Origin of the sequence: Algoriphagus alkaliphilus (genome assembly GCF_900103735.1) — a bacterium.
Lineage (GTDB): Bacteria > Bacteroidota > Bacteroidia > Cytophagales > Cyclobacteriaceae > Algoriphagus > Algoriphagus alkaliphilus.
In genome coordinates this window covers 26,783-47,037 of sequence record NZ_FMXE01000006.1, presented here as the reverse complement: position 1 = coordinate 47,037, position 20,255 = coordinate 26,783, and the positions used below count along the sequence as shown (strand labels likewise).

At 41.5% G+C, this 20,255-nt stretch carries 17 protein-coding genes and 1 tRNA gene; 16 read left to right on the top strand and 2 right to left on the bottom strand.

What is annotated here, in order from left to right; translation table 11 throughout:
* Nucleotides 1-52 precede the first annotated feature (52 nt).
* The 3 genes from BLQ81_RS04895 (at nt 53) to BLQ81_RS04885 (ending at nt 2,785) form a co-directional block, all read left to right on the top strand.
* The gene (locus tag BLQ81_RS04895; RefSeq protein WP_092728840.1) at nt 53-706 is read left to right on the top strand and encodes a DUF2189 domain-containing protein; all 654 of its coding nucleotides are present in this window, start codon (nt 53-55) and stop codon (nt 704-706) included.
* A 355-nt stretch (nt 707-1,061) separates the two neighbouring features.
* On the top strand, nt 1,062-2,030 hold the full coding sequence (locus BLQ81_RS04890) for a hypothetical protein (protein ID WP_139183563.1): 969 nt from the start codon (nt 1,062-1,064) through the stop codon (nt 2,028-2,030).
* 2 nt (nt 2,031-2,032) lie between these two features.
* Nucleotides 2,033-2,785, top strand: a complete 753-nt coding sequence (locus BLQ81_RS04885; protein WP_092728838.1) for a hypothetical protein — start codon at nt 2,033-2,035, stop codon at nt 2,783-2,785.
* A 12-nt stretch (nt 2,786-2,797) separates the two neighbouring features.
* Here the strand turns inward: BLQ81_RS04885 and BLQ81_RS04880 are convergent, their stop codons facing one another.
* Nucleotides 2,798-3,526 (bottom strand): lysophospholipid acyltransferase family protein, encoded by a 729-nt coding sequence (locus tag BLQ81_RS04880; RefSeq protein ID WP_317042019.1) that lies wholly within the window; start codon nt 3,524-3,526, stop codon nt 2,798-2,800.
* Between the two features lie 191 nt (nt 3,527-3,717).
* Between BLQ81_RS04880 and BLQ81_RS22470 the strand changes: the two genes are divergently transcribed.
* Both BLQ81_RS22470 and rpsA read left to right on the top strand, forming a co-directional pair.
* Complete coding sequence (locus BLQ81_RS22470) at nt 3,718-3,876, top strand: hypothetical protein (RefSeq protein WP_217636647.1); 159 nt, start codon at nt 3,718-3,720, stop codon at nt 3,874-3,876.
* Between the two features lie 30 nt (nt 3,877-3,906).
* Nucleotides 3,907-5,679, top strand: coding sequence for a 30S ribosomal protein S1 (rpsA, locus tag BLQ81_RS04875; protein ID WP_092728837.1), 1,773 nt, complete (start codon nt 3,907-3,909; stop codon nt 5,677-5,679).
* 308 nt (nt 5,680-5,987) lie between these two features.
* Here rpsA and BLQ81_RS04870 read toward each other — a convergent pair.
* A tRNA-Cys gene (locus BLQ81_RS04870) sits at nt 5,988-6,058 on the bottom strand.
* A gap of 363 nt (nt 6,059-6,421) precedes the next feature.
* On the opposite strand from BLQ81_RS04870, the gene BLQ81_RS04865 reads away from it, so the two are divergent.
* Genes BLQ81_RS04865 through BLQ81_RS04815 form a run of 11 tightly spaced genes read left to right on the top strand, consistent with a single transcriptional unit; the run spans nt 6,422 to nt 20,230 of the window.
* Nucleotides 6,422-7,684, top strand: coding sequence for a c-type cytochrome (locus tag BLQ81_RS04865; protein ID WP_092728836.1), 1,263 nt, complete (start codon nt 6,422-6,424; stop codon nt 7,682-7,684).
* Nucleotides 7,685-7,723: 39 nt separating this feature from the next.
* Nucleotides 7,724-10,804 (top strand): TAT-variant-translocated molybdopterin oxidoreductase, encoded by a 3,081-nt coding sequence (locus tag BLQ81_RS04860; protein ID WP_092728835.1) that lies wholly within the window; start codon nt 7,724-7,726, stop codon nt 10,802-10,804.
* A 17-nt stretch (nt 10,805-10,821) separates the two neighbouring features.
* On the top strand, nt 10,822-12,186 hold the full coding sequence (gene nrfD, locus BLQ81_RS04855; RefSeq protein ID WP_092728834.1) for an NrfD/PsrC family molybdoenzyme membrane anchor subunit: 1,365 nt from the start codon (nt 10,822-10,824) through the stop codon (nt 12,184-12,186).
* Between the two features lie 2 nt (nt 12,187-12,188).
* Nucleotides 12,189-12,719, top strand: coding sequence for a DUF3341 domain-containing protein (locus tag BLQ81_RS04850; RefSeq protein WP_092728833.1), 531 nt, complete (start codon nt 12,189-12,191; stop codon nt 12,717-12,719).
* Nucleotides 12,720-12,732: 13 nt separating this feature from the next.
* A complete protein-coding gene (locus BLQ81_RS04845; protein ID WP_092728832.1) occupies nt 12,733-13,425 on the top strand; it encodes a c-type cytochrome in 693 nt (230 codons plus the stop codon).
* Nucleotides 13,426-13,427: 2 nt separating this feature from the next.
* A complete protein-coding gene (locus BLQ81_RS04840; RefSeq protein WP_092728831.1) occupies nt 13,428-14,723 on the top strand; it encodes a quinol:cytochrome C oxidoreductase in 1,296 nt (431 codons plus the stop codon).
* A 24-nt stretch (nt 14,724-14,747) separates the two neighbouring features.
* Nucleotides 14,748-15,785, top strand: coding sequence for a cytochrome c oxidase subunit II (locus BLQ81_RS04835; protein WP_092728830.1), 1,038 nt, complete (start codon nt 14,748-14,750; stop codon nt 15,783-15,785).
* 11 nt (nt 15,786-15,796) lie between these two features.
* Complete coding sequence (locus BLQ81_RS04830) at nt 15,797-17,677, top strand: cytochrome c oxidase subunit I (RefSeq protein ID WP_092728829.1); 1,881 nt, start codon at nt 15,797-15,799, stop codon at nt 17,675-17,677.
* Nucleotides 17,661-18,737, top strand: a complete 1,077-nt coding sequence (locus BLQ81_RS04825) for a COX15/CtaA family protein (RefSeq protein WP_092728828.1) — start codon at nt 17,661-17,663, stop codon at nt 18,735-18,737. The genes BLQ81_RS04830 and BLQ81_RS04825 overlap by 17 nt, the downstream gene beginning before the upstream one ends.
* Nucleotides 18,738-18,739: 2 nt before the next feature.
* Nucleotides 18,740-19,645 carry a heme o synthase gene (gene cyoE / locus BLQ81_RS04820; protein WP_092728827.1) on the top strand — a complete coding sequence of 302 codons (906 nt, stop codon included), beginning with the start codon at nt 18,740-18,742 and terminating at the stop codon, nt 19,643-19,645.
* Between the two features lie 3 nt (nt 19,646-19,648).
* Complete coding sequence (locus tag BLQ81_RS04815; RefSeq protein WP_092728826.1) at nt 19,649-20,230, top strand: cytochrome c oxidase subunit 3; 582 nt, start codon at nt 19,649-19,651, stop codon at nt 20,228-20,230.
* Nucleotides 20,231-20,255: the final 25 nt, after the last annotated feature.

Below are 20,255 nucleotides of genomic sequence, written 5' to 3'. Positions count from 1 at the left end.
TATTGGGACTTCGAAAATCCACTCTAATTGAGCGAAAGCGTATTTTAAAATAATGACCCAAACTCAGATCGAAAAGCTCTTTCGGCAATTTCCTGAATTTAGTATCCAAGAAAATCTATTGAAAGGCTGGGAGATGTTCAAAGTGCAATGGTTGAATACCATTGCGTTTTCGATGATGGTTTTTACTATTCAGGGTTTTTCCTCTTATTTTTTGGACAATTACAGTCTATTAGTAAGCATAATAATTTCACCTCCACTCACTGCCGGATTCTTTTTGGTTGCCAATCGAATCAGTCGGGGAGTGGAGGTTTCCTTTTCCAACTATTTTGATGGGTTTTCTTATTGGGGAATAGTGATTGTAACTTCACTGATCTCAGGCATTTTGACCTTTTTTGGGATTTTAGCTTTGGTGATTCCCGGAATTTACCTTGCAGTCGCTTTTATGTTTGGAATTCCCTTTGCACTTTTTTCCGGGCTGGATTTTTGGACTTCCCTTGAACTGAGCCGAAAGCTGATCACCATGAATTGGTGGAAGTTTTTTGGGTTTGTGATCGTACTGATTGGGTTCAATATTCTAGGTTTTTTATGCTTTTTCGTAGGACTTTTGGTTACCATTCCAGTGAGTTATTTTTCCATTTACTCGATTTTCGAGGAATTGACAACTGATTCATTGGCGGAGTCTGAGGCGTCTTCTAAATCTACGTAATAGTCTCCATGGAGGCGTATTATTGATAACTAAAAGTCTATAGTCCTATTTTTTTAATAGGATTTTTCTAATAATTTCAAAAATGATAAAAATTAGTTTAAAATTTCGTTTTTCTTAAATAGGAAAAATGAACTAACGGTATTGATATTGGCGGGGGGGGAGGTGACCGAATTATATTCTGAAATTTGACCATAGAAAAATCTAATTATTGGTTTTTTAAGATTGAGGCATAGTTAATTTTTTGGAGCTTTGAAAAGCAATTGATATTTTTCATTTCATCTATAAATTTTTAACCATGAAAAAACACTTGCTTTTACTGAGTTTGGTCATCGTAGCAAACGGTTGTATTAATGAAATGGAAAATTCAGAAATTCCTGAAAATGAGTTGGGTCAAGTCAAACTTGACGACGGACTTTTAAAGTTTAAAACTGTTCTGGATTATGAACGGGCTTTAGAGATCAAGGAAAATGTACAAGATTTTTACTCCATGGCTAGTTTGCTAGCCGAATCCGGAGTGCCGGGTTCAGAAGGGTATCGGGTTCTGGAAGAAAACGGAGTCCTCTCGGATTTTCAGGACTCTTATCTGCTTGAGCTTCTAGATCCTAATGGTATGATAATGATAGATAAATACCTCATTAAACTAGATTTTTTCTCACAGACTGCTTATGTAACTGATAATTTTGAAAAAAGGCAAGCAATGATTGATGAGGAATATTCAGATTCCGATATTTTGACTTATTCATTTGAGGAGGAATTATTAGAAATTCTTTTTGGATCAGTGGTCGATTATGAAAATAATATTAAGACTTTTGAAGAAAGGGCAAGAATTTTAAGCTGTCCAGGTAGTTACCCACCTGGTTCTACTTTTCCACCAATGATTTTTAACTCTAATTGTGATAGTAGAAAATGTGAATGGGTAAGTATTTATCCAGAGGCTGGCTGGGAATACAAAGCGGAGGCCATGCATGCCTATCAAGCCGCAGCGATTTACTTCCGATTGAAAACCGAAATTGCTCATTTTAAAAGAAACACAACCACATCGGGCGGTTGGTCTAGTGAGCCTGATCCAAATATGAACATCGTTTATTGGGGGAATTTTACTCCAAAAAATAGATCCACAGTTACATTATCGGGATGTTATGATTCATGTCAGGGCTGTACTCCTCCTCCTGCAAATAGGGAAAAAGTCCAAAAAATTCACCATGAAGCAGGTAGAAGATTGACTAGCTACAATCTATATGGGATTTTTGATGTTCACTTGGGTGGGAATCATGCAGCAAGTGGTTACCCTGAAGTTTTTCAGTTAATTAATATCCAAGAATAGATATGAAAAAGCTGTTGATAGTAATTTTCTTCTTTAGTTTATTGGATACCACTTTTGGACAAAGCCGATTTTCTATTGGGATACAAGGAGGGGTTAGCAAGCTTTCCACTTTCTCAGGAACGCTAGGCAATGAACTGCCCGGGTTTTCGCCCAAAAGTACTGTAAGTGGGTTGGGACAGATTCACGGGACTTATACCATGAATTCAAACTTGTTTGCAAGAGTTGGAGTAGGAGGGATGCACCTGGGCATGTCAACTACTATGGAAGGCCTGCAGGGAAATGTACTGTCCTTGGGAAACCAAACGTTGAATCCCCAATTAATTGCCAGTCTGGGCAAGAACTTTCAGTTTGGAACCGGAGGCTGGGGAGGTTATTTGGCTGCAGGAATCTCGATGACCAAGCTGGATTTAAGCGGGGAGAGAATTTATTCTTTGGAAAGCGAGGAGGGGATTCGGTTTCAGGGTGCATTAGTGACCAATGATCAAGGCGCTGTGGGAGAAGTTTTGGCCCATAACATGAGGATATATAATACTGGAAATAATATTCTTTGGCATGTTAGGCCTGAAGTAGGTGTGTTTAAGCAGATTGGTAAGAGTAAAATCTCTTTGGCTTTTATCTACGGCTATCAGTTAAGGGAAGAATTGTATGTGGTGAGTTATAATTCACTTTCATTATTTGAGGGAAATTATTCAGAAACTCATGGGACCTCCGGGTCTTTTGTTTCGCTTCAAATGGGTTATGAGTTTTCCTTTTGATTCAGAGGCTCATCACTCATGAGCCACAATCATAGCTTCAAGCCGATTTTTACACTTTTCTGTGAAATCATTTACAGCATCATCAGATGATTCTGGAGGAATAATTGGAGCCGAGAAATAAACTTTCACCTTCCCCGGAGAAAGCAAAAGTGATCCCCGCTTCATGATTCGATTCGCTCCGATTACTGCCATGGGCAAGATTGGAATACCTGTTTCGATAGACAGCCGAAATGCTCCTTTTTGAAATGGGAGTAATGTTTCATCTGTATCATTCCTGGTACCTTCGGGGGCAACGACTATCGAATTTCCTTGATTGAGGAATTTGACGAGCTTTTCCAGGCTGATCCTTCTGGATTCGGAGTCGCTCCGATCTACCCACACAGCCAACTTTCCGATGACTTGACCGAAAATGGGGATTTTGGAGAGTTCTTTTTTTCCAATGGCTCTCACTTCCTGGGGAATCACCATCGGAATGACAGGAGCATCGACAAAAGACCGATGATTGAAAATATAGATATAGGGTTTACTTCTGTCGATATGTTTTAGACCATGTACCTCGTATCGAATCCAGGAGAGAAAAGACCAAGTCCCTGCCCAAAGGCGGATGAAAAAGAAGGAAATTTTGTCGCCTCGCTGGCTGATCATCAAGGGAATCAGTACAAACAACCCAAATACCAGCATCAGCGCGATAAAAAGTAAGCCAGAATAAATGGTATAAATCCACTGGAAGAACTTGATCATCCGGAATAATAGTTATTTTTGAGTTCGAAAATTATCCTTTAACTCTTTGCTTGCAAAGCCCCGGAGCGATCTGGGGCTTTTATTTTTGTTTAAATATTGGGAATTTTCAAGCAGAAAAACGCAGATTGGCTCCTAGATAATCGCTGATATTTAATTGCTCATTCGAAACTTTTCTTTAAAAACTTCACTTTATGGAGTTGAAATTACCTTCAAATCATGCTGAATTTTCCATCATTTTAGCCGGAAATAAAAGAAAATCAGTACTTTTGCAATCCGTTCGGGTGAGCGGGGCGGTTTATAAGTTCAAAGCGCTGATTTCTAACCACAAAACTTCAGTCAGACGACTCTAAGACTGAGGCTAATCAGAGTCAAATTTCACTATGTCTAGTACAAAAGAATTTAATTGGGAAGCCTTCGATACCAAAGGTTTCGGAGAAGGTTACACCAAAGAGCAAAGAGCTCAGATGGAAGCTGTGTACACCGGTACTTTGAGCGAAATCACTGAAAAGGAAGTGATCAAAGGTGTCGTAGTAGGAGTAAATGACAAAGATGTAATCATCAACATCGGTTTCAAATCTGACGGACTTGTTCCGCTTTCCGAATTCCGAGATATCGCCGGCATCAAGCCAGGTGACGAAGTTGAGGTATATATCGAGGAGCAGGAAAATGCCTTGGGGCAGTTGATCCTTTCCCGTAAGAAAGCCAGGATCGTTCGTGCTTGGCAGGACATCGAAGGTGCGTTGGAAAATGACAGCGTAATCGAAGGTCTTGTGAAAAGAAGAACAAAAGGCGGTTTGATCGTGGATATCTACGGTGTAGAAGCCTTCTTGCCAGGGTCTCAGATCGATGTGAAGCCTATCAGAGATTTCGATGTCTATGTAGGCAAGAAAATGGAAGTAAAAGTGGTGAAGATCAACCACGCAAATGATAACGTAGTAGTTTCTCATAAGATCCTCATCGAGAAGGATTTGGAGAAGCAAAAAGCGGAAATACTCAACAACCTGGAAAAAGGTCAGGTATTGGAAGGTGTGATCAAGAACATGACCAACTTCGGTGTATTCATCGATTTGGGTGGTGTGGATGGTCTACTTCACATTACAGATATCTCTTGGGGTCGTATCAACCACCCGGAAGAAGTATTGCAGCTTGATCAGAAGGTACAGATTGTAGTTCTTGACTTTGATGACGACAAGCGAAGAATTTCTTTGGGCATGAAGCAGTTGACTTCTCATCCTTGGGATTCGTTGGCATCCAGCCTTGAAATCGGTTCAAGAGTACAGGGTAAGATTGTAAACGTAGCGGACTACGGTGCATTCCTTGAGCTTGCTCCCGGTGTAGAAGGTTTGATCCACGTTTCTGAAATGAGCTGGTCCCAGCACCTGAGAAACCCGGCTGACTTTGTGAAAGTAGGAGACGAAATCGAAGCAGTGGTGTTGACTTTGGACAAAGACGACAGAAAAATGTCTTTGGGTATCAAACAACTTACCGAAGATCCATGGACTAAGCAGGACATGAGTACTAAGTATGCGGTGGGTTCCAAGCACAAAGGTGTAGTAAGAAACTTGACCAACTTTGGTCTTTTCCTTGAATTGGAAGAGGGAATCGACGGTTTGGTTCACGTATCTGACCTTTCTTGGACTAAGAAAATCAAGCATCCATCTGAATTTGTAAAAGTGGGTGATGAGCTTAACGTTGCAGTTCTTGAACTTGATGTGGACAACAGAAGATTGGCATTGGGTCACAAGCAGTTGGAAGAAAACCCTTGGGATACGTTCGAAACTGTATTCCCGGTAGGTTCAGTGCATAAGTGTACTGTCAACTCCAAGAATGACAAGGGTGCTGTTCTTGAGCTTCCTTACGGATTGGAAGGATTCGCTACTGTAAAGAATTTGGAGAAAGAGGACGGTTCTCCGGTAGAGATCGGCGAATCTTTGGATTTCAAAGTGACCGAATTCTCTAAAGACGACAAGCGAATTGTACTTTCTCACACTGCAACTTTCAAGGAAGAAGCTAAAGCTCCTAAAAAAGCTGCTGCACCTGCCGGAAAGAAGAAAGAAGAATCAGTAGAGATGCCAGCTCAGGCTGAGAAATCAACTTTGGGTGATATCGGCGCGCTAGCTGAATTGAAGGAGAAAATGGAAGGAAAGAAGTAAGAAGCTAGATTCTAGATACAAGAATCAAAACATATTATTCTCAATATTGAAAATGCCGACTGAAAAGTCGGCGTTTTTTTTGAATATTTTTTTAATAAAAATCCCCAAGGAAGTATGGGATTCAGTTTGAGGTGAAAAACAAATTTTCAAATTAGCTTAAAAAGGCACTCGAGGTGCCACTGGTGCTTAGGATCCGGAATTGAGAGAGAGGAGAGGAACTGTTTGCCGATAAATTCTCAATTGTGCAGGATATTTTACATTGCCAATAAAAAATAAAAGCATCCGTTTGGACGGATGCTTTTGAAATGAGGTCGAGAGCGGATTCGAACCGCTGTACGAGGTTTTGCAGACCTCTGCCTAGCCACTCGGCCACTCGACCATTAGTTTTCGGATGGCAAATGTAAGATTATTATTTACTTCTTCAAACAATGATTTTTCAAATATTGGTTCATACATATTTGTTTTTTATAGAAACCAAGAGATTTATACATTTTCAATGAGGTAAAAGCTGATTATCAAGGGAGTACGACTTTTGATCGAAAATTTCATTATTTATATCAATTCTAAATAATATCAGGTCTAAAAAAAAAAATATAATTAACTGAATATCAATTAAATAAATATTAAAAAATAGCTAATTGAATCGTTTTAGTGTATCCGAATTCTTGTTTGAATAATTAGCGTCTGGTAGTACCTTTGCAGGGGTTAAAGAGAACCTTAAAACTATTTAATTAGCTAGTATATGTTATCTAAACGCTCGTTAGTAGGAATCCGATTGAGTTTCCAGACACTGGCAGTGCTGTTTTTCATGCTGATCGGAGCCTCGGCTTATGCAGTGGACCCTGCCGTGATAGACAGTGATGAAGCCATTGCGGTAGGCAAGACTGTGTTCAACGCTAACTGTAAGACTTGTCATAAGCTGGATCAAAAATATATTGGTCCGGCATTGAGAGGCTCAACAGTCAGAAATAGTGCTGAATGGGTTAAGAGATGGATTAAGAACTCAGGAGAGGTTATCGCTTCAGGTGATTCTTACGCGGTTGCCTTGTTCAAAGAGTATAACAACTCCATAATGCCTGCTTACACTTTCTTGAGTGATGCTGAGTTGGATGGATTATTATCCTACATCGAGTACGGGGACAAGGTAGATCCTGCAGCAGCAGCGGCCGTTGCCGGAGGAGCTGATGGCTCGACCGGTGCTGGAGGAGGAATTCCAAGTGAATACTTGACTGTGATTTTGGGAGTATTGGTTTTGGTACTGATTCTGATTTTGGTGGTTCTGGGATTGATTATTTCAGTGTTGACAAAATATATCAATAAGCAAGATCTTCCTGAGGATGAAAAAGAGTTCGTGTCACAGAAATTTGAATTCGCTAAAGTTTTTAAAAGTGATGGATTCATAATTGTAGTTACAGCACTGGTAATTGCCTTGGTGGCTAAAACAGCGATTGATGGCCTATATTCTGTAGGTGTGCAGCAAGGGTATGCACCGGCCCAGCCGATTGCATTCTCGCATGCGCTACATGCCGGTCAATATGAAGTTGCTTGTCAATATTGCCATACCGGTGTAGAAATCGGAAAATCGGCAAACATTCCTTCAGCAAACATCTGTATGAACTGCCATACTCATATCCAAAATGTGGGTGGGAAAGAAGGGATTTCCCCTGAAATCGCAAAAATTTACGCAGCAGTAGACAATAACCAACCAATCGAATGGGTTCGGGTACACAATCTTCCGGACTTGGCATACTTCAACCACGCCCAGCACGTAGCAGTGGGTGGTATCGAGTGCCAAACATGTCATGGTCCTATTCAGGAAATGGAAGTGGTTGGTCAGCATACCTCCCTGACAATGGGCTGGTGCATCGATTGCCACAGACAGACTGAAGTTGCAACTCAAGGTAATGCCTACTATGATAAGTTAGTTCAACTTCACTCTGATTCGAAAGATGCTTTGAAAGTCAAAGATATCGGTGGCCTAGAGTGTGCCAAGTGCCACTATTAATTCCTTATCCTATTTGCTAATTCATTCCTAGAAATAAAAATGAAGGAAAACAAAAAAACCTACTGGAAAGGGCTCGAGCAACTCAGCAACGATCCGGAGTTTGTAAAGCATGCCGACAAGGAGTTTGCAGAACTCCCAACCATACTGAATGAGGACGGCAGTGCCTCCCGAAGAGATTTTCTCAAAGTAATGGGTTTCAGTTTAGCCGCAGCGTCTTTGGCTGCATGCGAGGCTCCAATCAGAAAGGCAATCCCTTATGTAAATAAGCCGATTGATATCAACCCTTCCATTCCTAATTACTACGCATCAACATTCGCTTCAGGCGGTGACTATGCTGCTGTAGTGGTGAAAACAAGAGAAGGCCGTCCGATCAAAATTGACGGAAATGAGCTTTCCCCAATTAATAAAGGAAAAGTCAATGCCATCGTCGAAGCTTCTGTGCTTTCGCTATACGATAAGCAAAGACTCGCCAATCCTATGATCGGTGGAGCTGTGGCTGAGTGGGCTGCACTTGATACAGAGGTGAAAAGCAAGTTAGCTTCTGCCGGAACTGTCAAGATTGTAGCAAACACCATCCTTTCTCCATCCACGGAAAAAGCGCTTCAGGAATTCGGTGCAGCTTTTGGTGGAGCCGAATTGATCATGTATGATCCGATTTCAAACTTTGGCATTTCAAAAGCTGCAGAAACATTCTATGGTGCTGCTGTTATCCCTTCTTACCATTTCGACAAGGCCAAGACAATTGTCTCCTTTGGCGCGGATTTCTTGGGAACTTGGATTTCGCCGATTGAATTTGCCGGAGCTTACGCAAAAACAAGAAAAATCAGCAAAGAGAAGCCTGAAATGTCCAGACATTATCAGTTTGAGTCCAATTTGTCTATGACAGGTGCCAATGCTGATTACAGAACTCCAATCAAAGCTTCACAAAGCGGGTTGGCTGTATTGGCATTATATAACGCTATCGCAAGCAAGTCAGGTGCGGCTACCGTTTCTGCTTCAAAAGTAGAAATTGCAAATCTTGACAAAGCTGCTGCTGATCTTTTAGCTTCAAAAGGAGCTTCACTTGTCGTTTCTGGATCAAACGATCCAAATGTTCAAATAGTAATCAACGCAATCAATGAATTGCTTGGAAATAACGGTGCAACGGTAGATTTCGCAAATCCTGTTTTCTTCAGAAGAGGAAATGACGAGCGGATGAATCAATTCGTTGGCGAATTGAAAGGCGGACAAGTTGGTGGAGTAATTTTCTACAACTGTAATCCGGTGTATGACCATGCCCGTGGAGCGGAAATCGCTGAAGGTATTGCCAAAGCAAAAGTGAGTATCTCCACAAACGGAACGCTTGATGAGACTTCATCACTTGTTCAAATTGTTGCTCCTGATCATCACTTCTTGGAATCTTGGAATGATTTTCAGCCAAAGCAAGGTCAATTCTCTTTGTCCCAACCAACCATTTCCCCACTTTTTAAAACCAGACAAGCTCAGGAATCCTTCTTGATTTGGGCAGGTTCTACGACCAATTACTACGATTATCTTCAGGCAAATTGGAACGCTACTTTGTTTCCTCTTGCGGGTAAGGGTGCGTCTTTCCAGGAATTTTGGGATCAGGCACTGTTCAACGGAGTTGTATCTGTAGAAACTACTCCAAAAAGTGTATCCGCAATTGGAGATGCCTCTGCGGCAGCCTCAGCTGTTGCACAGACATACAAAGCAGATAATTCCGGTGCCGAATTAGTTATCTATTCTAAAGTAGGTATAGGAAGCGGTGCTTTTGCCAATAATCCTTGGCTTCAGGAAATGCCTGATCCAATCACAAAGGCAACATGGGATAATTACTTGACTGTATCTCAGAAATGGGCAACGGACAATGGTGTAACCATGTATGAAGAAAATACTCAAAAAGCTTCAATTACGGTAAATGGTAAATCATTGATCGTTCCAATTTTGGTTCAGCCGGGTCAGGCAAATGGTACTTTTGGTTTGGCTATAGGTTACGGAAGAACCAAAGCCGGCCGGGTTGCTGATGGAGTCGGGGTTAATGCTTACGATTTGCTGGATGCTTCTAAAGGCTTTGTAAATTTTGACATTACCACTGGCGTTGAGGTAGCTGTAACAGGAGATTCTTATAAAATTGCCCGTACACAGACTCACCAAACTTTCATGGGACGTGAAAACGTCATTCAGGAATCGGTTCTGTCTGCTTATCAGGCTGATGCTTCGGCCGGTCGATATAGACCAAAGATTTATAAGGATGGAGAATTTGTAAAGCCATCTAAATTATCCCTTTGGAAGGGCCATCAATATAGCCAGCACCACTGGGGGCTTGCCATAGACATGAACTCCTGTATCGGTTGCGGTGCTTGTACTGTGGCTTGCCAGGTAGAAAACAACGTAGCGGTAGTAGGAAAGCAGGAAGTTCTCAACAGAAGAGAAATGGCCTGGATCCGAATTGACCGTTATTATTCATCTGATGCTTCTGCCGAAGATTTGAAAGGGATGGAAATCGCCGCTGAAAATCCTGAAGTGACTTTCCAGCCGATGATGTGCCAACAATGTAACAACGCACCCTGCGAGACGGTATGTCCTGTAGCGGCTACTACTCACTCTTCTGAAGGTCTGAATCAAATGACTTACAACAGATGTATCGGTACAAGATATTGTGCCAACAACTGTCCGTATAAAGTACGCCGATTCAACTGGTTCAAATACCATGACAACAAAGACTTCGCAGGAGTGAACATCGCTCAGAATGATGATTTGGGTAAAATGGTATTGAATCCTGATGTCACTGTCCGAGTACGTGGTGTAATGGAAAAATGCTCCATGTGCGTGCAGCGAATTCAGGCAGGCAAACTTACTGCGAAGCGCGAGAAGCGAACCATTCAGGATGGAGAAATCAACATGGCCTGTGCTGTAGCATGCCCTACTGATGCATTGGTGTTCGGAGATATGAACGATCCAAACAGCAAAGTTTCCAAGCTTTTAAAGATTGAAGAGAATATTTCAGCCTTGAAGGAAGTGGGTGAAGAGCGAGCTTACCATGTGTTGGAAGAGATCAACGTTAGCCCTAACGTTTGGTATTTTACCAAGATCAGAAATAAAGAGAAAAACGAAGCGTAATCATAATTTTATAAACTATGCAGGTTACTTCATCCGTACGCCAACCGTTAGTTACCGGAGGTAAAACCTACCATGATGTGACACATGATGTGTCTCGTCAGGTAGAGGGAAAGCCTTCCATGCTTTGGTTTTTGGCTTTCCTTACAGCAGCCGGAGTTTTGGCCCTTGGATCAATTGCCCTCATTGCCACGCTCTGGGAAGGGATTGGAATGTGGGGTCTTAATAAAACTGTAGGCTGGGCTTGGGATATCACCAATTTCGTGTGGTGGGTCGGTATTGGTCACGCCGGTACTTTGATTTCAGCGGTATTGTTGCTATTCAGACAAAAATGGAGAACATCCATCAACCGCGCGGCGGAAGCGATGACGATTTTCGCCGTAATCTGTGCCGCGATGTTCCCGGTGATACACATGGGTCGGCCTTGGTTAGGTGCCTATTGGGCACTCCCGCTTCCAAATACATTTGGTTCACTTTGGGTAAACTTCAATTCACCACTTCTCTGGGACGTATTCGCGATCTCTACTTACTTCTCAGTTTCTTTAGTATTCTGGTATATCGGTTTGATTCCTGATTTTGCTACCATCAGAGATAGAGCAACAGGATTGAGAAAGACCATTTACGGAGCACTTTCATTCGGTTGGGATGGTGCTGCGAAGACCTGGATGCGTTACGAATCTGTTTCTTTGATTCTTGCCGGTCTGGCCACTCCTTTGGTACTTTCTGTACACACGATTGTATCCTTTGACTTTGCTACTTCAGTGATTCCAGGCTGGCACACCACGATCTTCCCTCCATACTTTGTTGCAGGAGCTATTTTCTCAGGTTTTGCAATGGTGTTGACGTTGATGATCGTCACGAGAAAGGTTTACAAGTTGGAAGATTACATCACAATTGGACACATTGAATTGATGAACATCGTTATCATCATCACAGGATCAATTGTAGGGATCGCTTATATCACTGAATTCTTCATCGCTTGGTATTCTGGCGTAGAAGCCGAACAATATGCATTCATCAATCGTGCTACAGGACCTTACTGGTGGGCTTATTGGTCAATGATGACTTGTAATGTGATTTCCCCTCAGCTTTTCTGGATCAAAAAAATCAGGACATCCATTGTCGCCACGTTCATTTTGTCGATCGTAGTTAATATCGGAATGTGGTTTGAGCGATTCGTGATTATTGTAACCTCCCTTCATCGTGATTACCTTCCTTCTTCATGGGCGATGTTTTACCCAACATGGGCTGATGTCGGAGTTTACCTCTTTACATTTGGCTTGTTTTTTACCTTATTCTTCCTTTTTGCGAAGTTCTTCCCGGTAATCAACATGGCGGAAGTAAAGGCTGTATTGAAATCTTCATCTGAAAAAGTGAAAAAATAATCATGGAAAGAGACACACATTTTATTTTGGGAGTGTACGAGGATGAGGACGTATTACTCCATGCAGTAGAAAAGGTCAGAAGTAATGGAGTTAAAATCCATGAAGTATATACTCCGTACCCAATTCATGGGCTTGAGGTTGTACTTGGCTACAAAAGAAGCCGCCTTCCAATAGCCGCCTTCCTTTTTGGAATGTTAGGGACCACATTGGCGATGACGATGCAATTCTATATGATGAGCTTCGATTGGCCGATGATTATTGGGGGCAAAGATTACGCTGCATTCCCTGCTTTTATTCCCGTCGGATTTGAGATGACAGTTCTTTTGGCTGCTTTCGGTATGGTGGGAGTCTTTATGATCAGTTCTAATTTGAAGCCCTGGGCTCAGCCTAGAATATTTGATATTAGATCGACTGATGATAAGCATATCATGGCTATCGATATTGCCAATAACAGTGCAATGGATTTGGAAAAGATTAAAGAAATCTTGAAATCATCCGGAGCTACTGAGATTAATAATAAAAGTTTTGAATAGAAAATCCGGATATATGAAAATTGCAAATGCATTAATTTTCGGAGGTTCTGCACTGGTTATTTCACTATTGGGCGGATGTAAAGCCGGTGGTGAAAATCCGGGGCTTGAATATGCACCTCAGATGTATCATTCCATTGCTTATGAACCTTTGTCTCAGATTAAAGATGAGTCTCAAGGCGGCTGGCTATCTACTCGTGAAGACGGTAAGGGGGAATATTATAATTCCAATGAAAATAACCCGCACGGAATGAACATGCGTGAACCAGTGGCTAACACGGTTCCAAGAAACAAACAAGGGTATCTTCCTTATCGATTGAAGGCTTTTGAATTGGAGCAAGCAGCTTTGATTAAAAATCCGGTAAAATCTTCAGATCCAATCTTGAAAGATGGAGAAGTGCTTTACCTTCAGTATTGCAATGCTTGTCATGGCAAAGGTGGAGAGGGTGACGGAAAAGCAGGAGAAGTAATTGGTGGGGTTGCCAACCTAAAAGGCGGTGCTTACGTCAATCTACCTGAAGGCCAAATTTTCCATGTGATTACAAAAGGAAAAGGAAGAATGGGCGCTCACGGTTCTCAAATTCCTGAAGAAAGCAGATGGAAAATCGTTCACTATGTTAAACAAGTTATCCAAGGTCAAGCTACAGCAGCCGCTCCTGCAGCGGAAGTAGATTCTACCACGGTGGCACAAGTAACCCCAGCTAACTAATCATGGCTCATCACGGCGAACAACATTATAATTTGGAGCAGCGATTTGATTTCACTGCAGCTACGAAGAAGTCTATCATGACCGTTTTGGTCATTGGTGCAGTCATCTTGGGCCTTGGTATTGTCCTAGCTATGACCGGTGGAGGTCATGATGAGGTAGGCGAGGCCGGAGGGCATGCGTTTCACTGGTACGAGCGTTTGTATGCCAACCTTTGGATTAACAATGTGTATTTTACCGGTATTGCAATCGTAGGAGTATTCTTCTTTGCCATTCAATATGCTGCTCAGGCAGGTTGGTCCACACCGCTTTTGAGAGTAATGCTATCCTTTGGATATTGGCTGCCTTTTGCAGGCATATTAATGCTGGCTACTTTCTTCCTTGCAAATCATGACCTGTTTCATTGGACTCATTCCTATCTTTTCGATAAGAACGACCCGCAGTATGACAGCATCATTGACGGAAAAGGGGCTTTCTTTTTCTGGCCGATGGCAAAGGGAACATTCCCAATCTTCTTTATTGTGAGAATGGTTCTTTTCTTCGGACTATGGGTATTTTTCTTCAAAAAGTTTCAACAAATAAGTGATCAAGAAGATCAATTGGGAGGTAATTCCTATTGGATTAAGATGAGAAGCTGGTCAGCTTTCTTCTTAATTTTCTTTGCAGTGTCATCCTCTATCTCTGCATGGGATTGGGTAATGTCCATTGATACCCACTGGTTCTCCACATTATTTGGATGGTATGTATTTTCTTCATGGTTCGTTGCAGGACTTTGTGCAATTACGCTGTTGACCATTTTCCTTAAAGGAAAGGGTTATTTGGAAATGGTCAATCAAAATCACATCCATGACATGGGCAAATTCATTTTCGGATTTTCCATATTTTGGACCTATCTCTGGTTTTCTCAGTTTTTGTTGATTTATTATGCCAACATACCTGAAGAATCAGTTTACTTTATTGAGAGATTGACGAGCGACGTGTATGGACCGTTCATTTTCGTAAACATCGGTCTAAACTTCTTCCTTCCCTTCCTTGTTCTTATGACTAGAGATGCGAAAAGACATGGAGTATTTCTAAAGTTGGTTTGTAGTATCCTTTTGGTTGGTCACTGGATAGATTTCTTCCTGATGGTTCAGCCGGGTACATTAGGGCATAACGGAGGTATCGGGCTAATGGAAGTTGGAATGTTCCTTGTCTATGGTTCAGCGGTGGCGTTGGTAGTGTTAGGAGGTCTGGCTAAGAAAAACCTGATTGCTAAAAATCATCCAATGCTTGAAGAAAGCTATCATCATCACATTTAATTAATTATCCGAAAAAACTAAGATATGTACGGATTTCTGATTGGAGTAGGGGTTTTATTGTTATTGTCCATTATCTGGATGGTTTACAGAATTCAGACCTTGGTTTCTGTTGTAAAGGGTTCTGATAAGAAGATTGCATCAGGAAGTAATAAAGTCAATGCGATTTTATTTGTATTATTTCTTGTGGGTACCACCATTTTGATGTTTTGGTACTCTATTAAGGAGTTTAAAAATTATCAACTTCCAATAGCTTCAGAGCACGGAGTTGTTACCGATCAATTGTTTTGGATAACCATGGCAGTTACCGGAATTGTATTCCTGATCACACACGTTTTGCTCTTTGTTTTCCCATACAAATACCAGTACAAGGAAGATCGAAAAGCAACTTTCTACCCGGATAACAATAAGCTCGAAATCATTTGGACTATTGTACCCGGTGTGGTTTTAGCCGGTTTGGTGATTTCAGGTTGGATGGCATGGTCAGATATCACTGCTCCTGCGCCGGAAAAAGCGCATGTAGTAGAAATTATGGGTTATCAGTTTGCTTGGGAGATAAGATATCCTGGTCAGGATAATGTATTGGGAGATTATGATTATCGATTGATCACTGCTTCAAACTCGCACGGAGTTGATTTCACAGACAAAAATTCAATTGATGATTTTCCTTCTTCTAAAGTTGTAATTCCTAAAGGTGAGCCTGTGCTTTTCAAAATTAGAGCACGTGACGTACTTCATTCCGTTTTTGCTCCTCACATGAGATTGAAAATGGATGCTGTACCAGGTATGCCCACTCGTTTTTGGTTTGTCCCTACAAAGACAACCGAAGAAATGAGGGCTGAATTAAATAATCCTGAATTTGAATATGAAATCGCCTGTACGGAAGTATGTGGTCGCGGACATTTCTCCATGAGAAAGGTGATCGAAGTGGTAGAGCCGGAGGCTTACCAAAAATGGATGGTAGAACAGAAATCTTTCATTCAGCAAAATCCTGCTTTGGCGGAGAATCTAAATGCTGAAACGAAAGAACTTGCGGAGATTCAAATTAGTAAAAGCAAAAAATAAAATTATAGGTTATGGCTACAGCAACTGTTGCACCTCATGACGAGGCAGCTCACGAACACCACGAGCATCATGATAATTTTATAACAAAATATATTTTCACCCAAGATCATAAAATGATCGGTAAGCAGTTCCTGATTACCGGTATGTTTTGGGCGATCATCGGTGGATTTCTTTCGATTCTTTTCAGGTTTCAGTTAGGTTTCCCTGAAATGAGCATGGAATTTCTTCGCCCTCTTTTGGGTGGTTGGATTGATGAATCAGGTGCTTTGGATCCCAATTTTTACCTTGCTTTGGTTACCATGCATGGTACCATCATGGTATTCTTTGTATTGACTGCAGGTTTGAGTGGTACCTTTTCGAATTATCTGATTCCGCTTCAAATCGGTGCGCGTGATATGGCTTCCGGCTTCATGAATATGCTATCCTACTGGTTTTTCTTCCTTTCCGGTGTGATCATGTTCATCTCCCTGTTTATCAAAACTGGCCCTGCCAGTGGTGGTTGGGTGGTTTATCCGCCACTTTCCGCTTTAGAACAAGCTATCCCCGGCTCAGGACTTGGTATGACTTTGTGGTTGATTTCAATGACATTTTTCATCGTATCCTCACTTCTTGGAGGTATCAACTACATTACTACAGTAATCAACCTGAGAACGAAAGGAATGTCTTTCTCAAGACTTCCGCTCACAATTTGGGCCTTCTTCCTAACGGCTGTCATCGGTCTTCTTTCCTTCCCTGTTTTGTTCGCTGCAGCTTTGTTGTTAGTGTTTGACAGAAGCTTTGGGACTTCCTTCTATTTGTCTGATATCTATATCGGTGGAGAAGCTTTACCAAATACTGGTGGTAGCCCGGTTCTTTACCAGCACTTATTCTGGTTTCTAGGTCACCCTGAAGTATATATAGTATTGCTTCCGGCATTGGGTATTACCTCTGAGGTAATTGCAACCAATTCGAGAAAGCCAATCTTTGGATACAAAGCGATGATTATTTCCATGTTGGGAATTACGATTCTTTCATTCATTGTGTGGGCTCACCACATGTTTGTGTCTGGTATGAATCCTTTCTTGGGTTCGATCTTTATGTTCTTAACTTTGATCATTGCGGTACCTTCTGCTGTAAAAGTATTTAATTACCTGACCACACTCTGGAGAGGTAATCTAATTTTTACACCGGCGATGTTATTTTCCATCGGCTTGGTATCGTTCTTTATCTCCGGTGGATTGACAGGTATTTTCCTTGGCAACTCAGCGATTGATATTCAATTGCATGATACATATTTTGTGGTAGCTCACTTTCACTTAGTAATGGGATCTGCATCGTTCTTCGGTTTGATGGCTGGTGTATATCATTGGTTCCCTAAAATGTTTGGAAGAATGATGGATGCCAAATTGGGATACATTCACTTCTGGCTGACATTCACCGGGGTGTATCTTGTCTTTTTCCCAATGCACTACATCGGTATAGCTGGCTTCCCTAGAAGATATTATTCTTGGACAAACTTCAACTTTGCAGACATGTACACCGATCTCAATATGTTTGTATCGGTTGCTGCAATCATCACGTTTGCCGCACAATTTATCTTCATATTCAATTTCTTCTACAGTATGTATAGAGGTAGAAAAGCCACTTTGAATCCTTGGAGATCTAATACCTTGGAGTGGACAACTCCGCTCTATCCAGAACATGGTAACTGGCCAGGAGAAATTCCAACAGTATATCGTTGGCCTTATGATTACTCAAAGCCTGGTGCTGCTGAGGATTTTATCCCGCAAACTGTTCCTCTTTCTGCAACTCCGGAGTCCAATCTTCCTCACGAGCAGGAAATGGTAGCACTTGAAATGGAGATTATGAAAGATGAATCGGAGGTTCTGGTAGCTAATGAATCTAAGCACTAAAAAAGCAATAGACAGCTTTCGGAGCGTTTCTACGTTCACGGTTATCGCTGTTTATTTTCTGATACTGGTTGGAGGGATAGTTCGAAGTACAGGCTCTGGAATGGGCTGTCCCGATTGGCCAAAATGTTTTGGGAGTGTGGTTCCGCCTACAAGCGTGGATCAGCTCCCAAAAAATTATCAAGATATTTATCTTGATCAACGAATTGCTAAAAACGAACGGTTTGTAGCGACACTTGAAAAACTTGGTTTTAAAAATGCAGCTAATAAAATTGCAAATGATAAATCCATTCTAATTAAAGAAGAGTTTAATGCCACCAAAACGTGGATCGAGTATCTTAATCGGTTATTGGGTGTCGTCATAGGATTGTTGATTCTTCTGACGGTTTGGAAGTCTTTCCAGCTGTGGAGCGTTGACAGGTGGATACCGATTTATGCTGTGGTTTCGCTGGTTCTCGTGCTGTTTACAGGTTGGATAGGCTCGATTGTCGTCTCTACCAATTTGTTGACTTGGATGATTACCTTTCACATGCTTCTTGCTTTGGCTTTGGTAGCTGTACTACTTTACATTAGACACCGATCTGAAAGATTACAAAGCAAAGGTGGTGTTTACATGGATGTGCCTTCCAAGGTTCAATGGGTTTTGATAATCGGTACGGTATTGATGGTATTTCAGGTAGTACTTGGAACACAGGTCAGAGAACAAATTGATCAAATTTCTTCATCGCTTGGAGATATGCTAAGAGGAGAGTGGGTTGATAGAGTTGGGCTTAAATTTCTAATTCATCGCTCCTTTTCACTTGTCCTACTCGGAATTCACGTCTTGTATTTCTTTTGGGCATTTCGTTATACTGTACGAAGTTCAAAAGTAAATCTTTGGTCACAAGTGCTGATGCTGGTTCTGCTGTTGGAAATTGCTTCTGGTTTGGGAATGGCTTATTTCGGTATTCCGGCTTTTCTTCAGCCAATTCACTTATTACTCGGGTCTTTACTGTTGGGAATTCAATTTACTTTGATACTTCAATTGAGAGACCAAATTCAATTTAAGCTAAACACTAATTGAAAATGGGGACAGTTAATGCGGCTGACCAATCTATAGTTTCTTTGATTCTTTACAGGATTAAAGCGTATTCTGATCTTATTAAGTTGAGACTGTCAGCCTTAGTGACTTTCTCTGCTGTTTTCGGGTATATTCTCGGCGATAGAGGAGTTAGTTTTGGTTGGACGGGCTTTGTAGGCCTGGCCTTGGGAGGATTTTTGATTTCCGGAGCCTCTGGAGCTGCCAACGAAATTATGGAGCGAGATCTGGACAAGTTAATGAAGCGAACTCAAAATCGGCCGCTTCCCCTTCAGATTATTTCCCTTCAGGAAGCTTATTGGTTTACATCCTTAGTAGCTATCCTTGGAATTTCTCTCCTTTGGATTTTCACTAATCCATTGACTACCTGGCTCGGAATACTTAGTATGGTTTTGTATGTATTTGTATACACACCTTTGAAAAGAGTTGGTCCTATTGCTGTTTTTGTTGGAGCGATACCTGGTGCTATGCCTCCTTTATTGGGTTGGACAGCGGCTACGGGTTCGATTTCCTATGAAGCCTTGATTATTTTCGGTATACAGTTTATTTGGCAATTTCCCCATTTCTGGGCGATCGCTTGGGTAAGTGATGAGGACTACAAGCGTGCAGGTTTTAAACTGCTTCCGAGTGGGGGAGGTCAGGATTTGAACACTGCCATCCAAATCATGATCTATACGCTATTCCTTCTTCCATTGGGATTGCTGCCAAGTTATTTTGGGCTTACAGGTTTGAATTCAGGTATTGTCGCAACTGTTTGTGGAGTCCTGTTTTTAGCTCAGACATTCTCTTTGATGAGAGATTGCTCCAGAAAGTCTGCTTTGAAAATTATGTTTGGTTCATTTCTTTATTTACCTATAGTGCAGATCGCTTACCTTCTCGATAAAACGCCTTAATCCATGGAAAAAGAACTGAAATATGTAGATATGGTCGAGCAGCCCATTTCCATGCACCCAAAGAAATTTGCGCTTTGGTTGTTTATGGTATCGGTTGTAATGGTCTTTGCGGGATTGACCAGTGCCTATATCGTAAGACAGGCTGAAGGAAATTGGTTGGAATATGATCTTCCGGAAATTTTCTGGATTACGTCTGGTATTGCACTTTTAAGCAGTTGTACCCTTCATTGGGCTTATTTCTCTGCTAAAAAAGACAATTTTTTGAATCTTAAAATTGGAATGGGTCTTACTGTCCTTCTTGGAATAGCATTTCTGATAGGTCAGTGGTATAGTTGGGTTGCAATGGTAGATCGCGAAGTTTTCTTTGTTGGCAATCCAGCCGGCTCATTTTTATATGTTTTTACGGGTCTTCATGCTGCACACCTGATCAGCGGTGTGATATTTCTGATTATTGTATTAATTTCGACACTCAGATTGCAAGTGCACTCCAAGGCAATGGATGTGATGGAAATGGCCGCCACATATTGGCATTTCTTAGGAGGCTTGTGGTTATATCTGTTTATGTTTTTGCTTCTTAATCATTAAATAATAACCTGGTACAAATCAATAA

Excerpts from the sequence above, each read along its gene's own strand:
- BLQ81_RS04895 (WP_092728840.1), top strand. The coding sequence starts at position 53 with ATGACCCAAACTCAGATCGAAAAGCTCTTTCGGCAATTTCCTGAATTT.
- BLQ81_RS04890 (WP_139183563.1), top strand. The coding sequence starts at position 1,062 with ATGGAAAATTCAGAAATTCCTGAAAATGAGTTGGGTCAAGTCAAACTT.
- BLQ81_RS04885 (WP_092728838.1), top strand. The coding sequence starts at position 2,033 with ATGAAAAAGCTGTTGATAGTAATTTTCTTCTTTAGTTTATTGGATACC.
- BLQ81_RS04880 (WP_317042019.1), bottom strand. The coding sequence starts at position 3,526 with ATGATCAAGTTCTTCCAGTGGATTTATACCATTTATTCTGGCTTACTT.
- BLQ81_RS22470 (WP_217636647.1), top strand. The coding sequence starts at position 3,718 with ATGGAGTTGAAATTACCTTCAAATCATGCTGAATTTTCCATCATTTTA.
- rpsA (WP_092728837.1), top strand. The coding sequence starts at position 3,907 with ATGTCTAGTACAAAAGAATTTAATTGGGAAGCCTTCGATACCAAAGGT.
- BLQ81_RS04865 (WP_092728836.1), top strand. The coding sequence starts at position 6,422 with ATGTTATCTAAACGCTCGTTAGTAGGAATCCGATTGAGTTTCCAGACA.
- BLQ81_RS04860 (WP_092728835.1), top strand. The coding sequence starts at position 7,724 with ATGAAGGAAAACAAAAAAACCTACTGGAAAGGGCTCGAGCAACTCAGC.
- nrfD (WP_092728834.1), top strand. The coding sequence starts at position 10,822 with ATGCAGGTTACTTCATCCGTACGCCAACCGTTAGTTACCGGAGGTAAA.
- BLQ81_RS04850 (WP_092728833.1), top strand. The coding sequence starts at position 12,189 with ATGGAAAGAGACACACATTTTATTTTGGGAGTGTACGAGGATGAGGAC.
- BLQ81_RS04845 (WP_092728832.1), top strand. The coding sequence starts at position 12,733 with ATGAAAATTGCAAATGCATTAATTTTCGGAGGTTCTGCACTGGTTATT.
- BLQ81_RS04840 (WP_092728831.1), top strand. The coding sequence starts at position 13,428 with ATGGCTCATCACGGCGAACAACATTATAATTTGGAGCAGCGATTTGAT.
- BLQ81_RS04835 (WP_092728830.1), top strand. The coding sequence starts at position 14,748 with ATGTACGGATTTCTGATTGGAGTAGGGGTTTTATTGTTATTGTCCATT.
- BLQ81_RS04830 (WP_092728829.1), top strand. The coding sequence starts at position 15,797 with ATGGCTACAGCAACTGTTGCACCTCATGACGAGGCAGCTCACGAACAC.
- BLQ81_RS04825 (WP_092728828.1), top strand. The coding sequence starts at position 17,661 with ATGAATCTAAGCACTAAAAAAGCAATAGACAGCTTTCGGAGCGTTTCT.
- cyoE (WP_092728827.1), top strand. The coding sequence starts at position 18,740 with ATGGGGACAGTTAATGCGGCTGACCAATCTATAGTTTCTTTGATTCTT.
- BLQ81_RS04815 (WP_092728826.1), top strand. The coding sequence starts at position 19,649 with ATGGAAAAAGAACTGAAATATGTAGATATGGTCGAGCAGCCCATTTCC.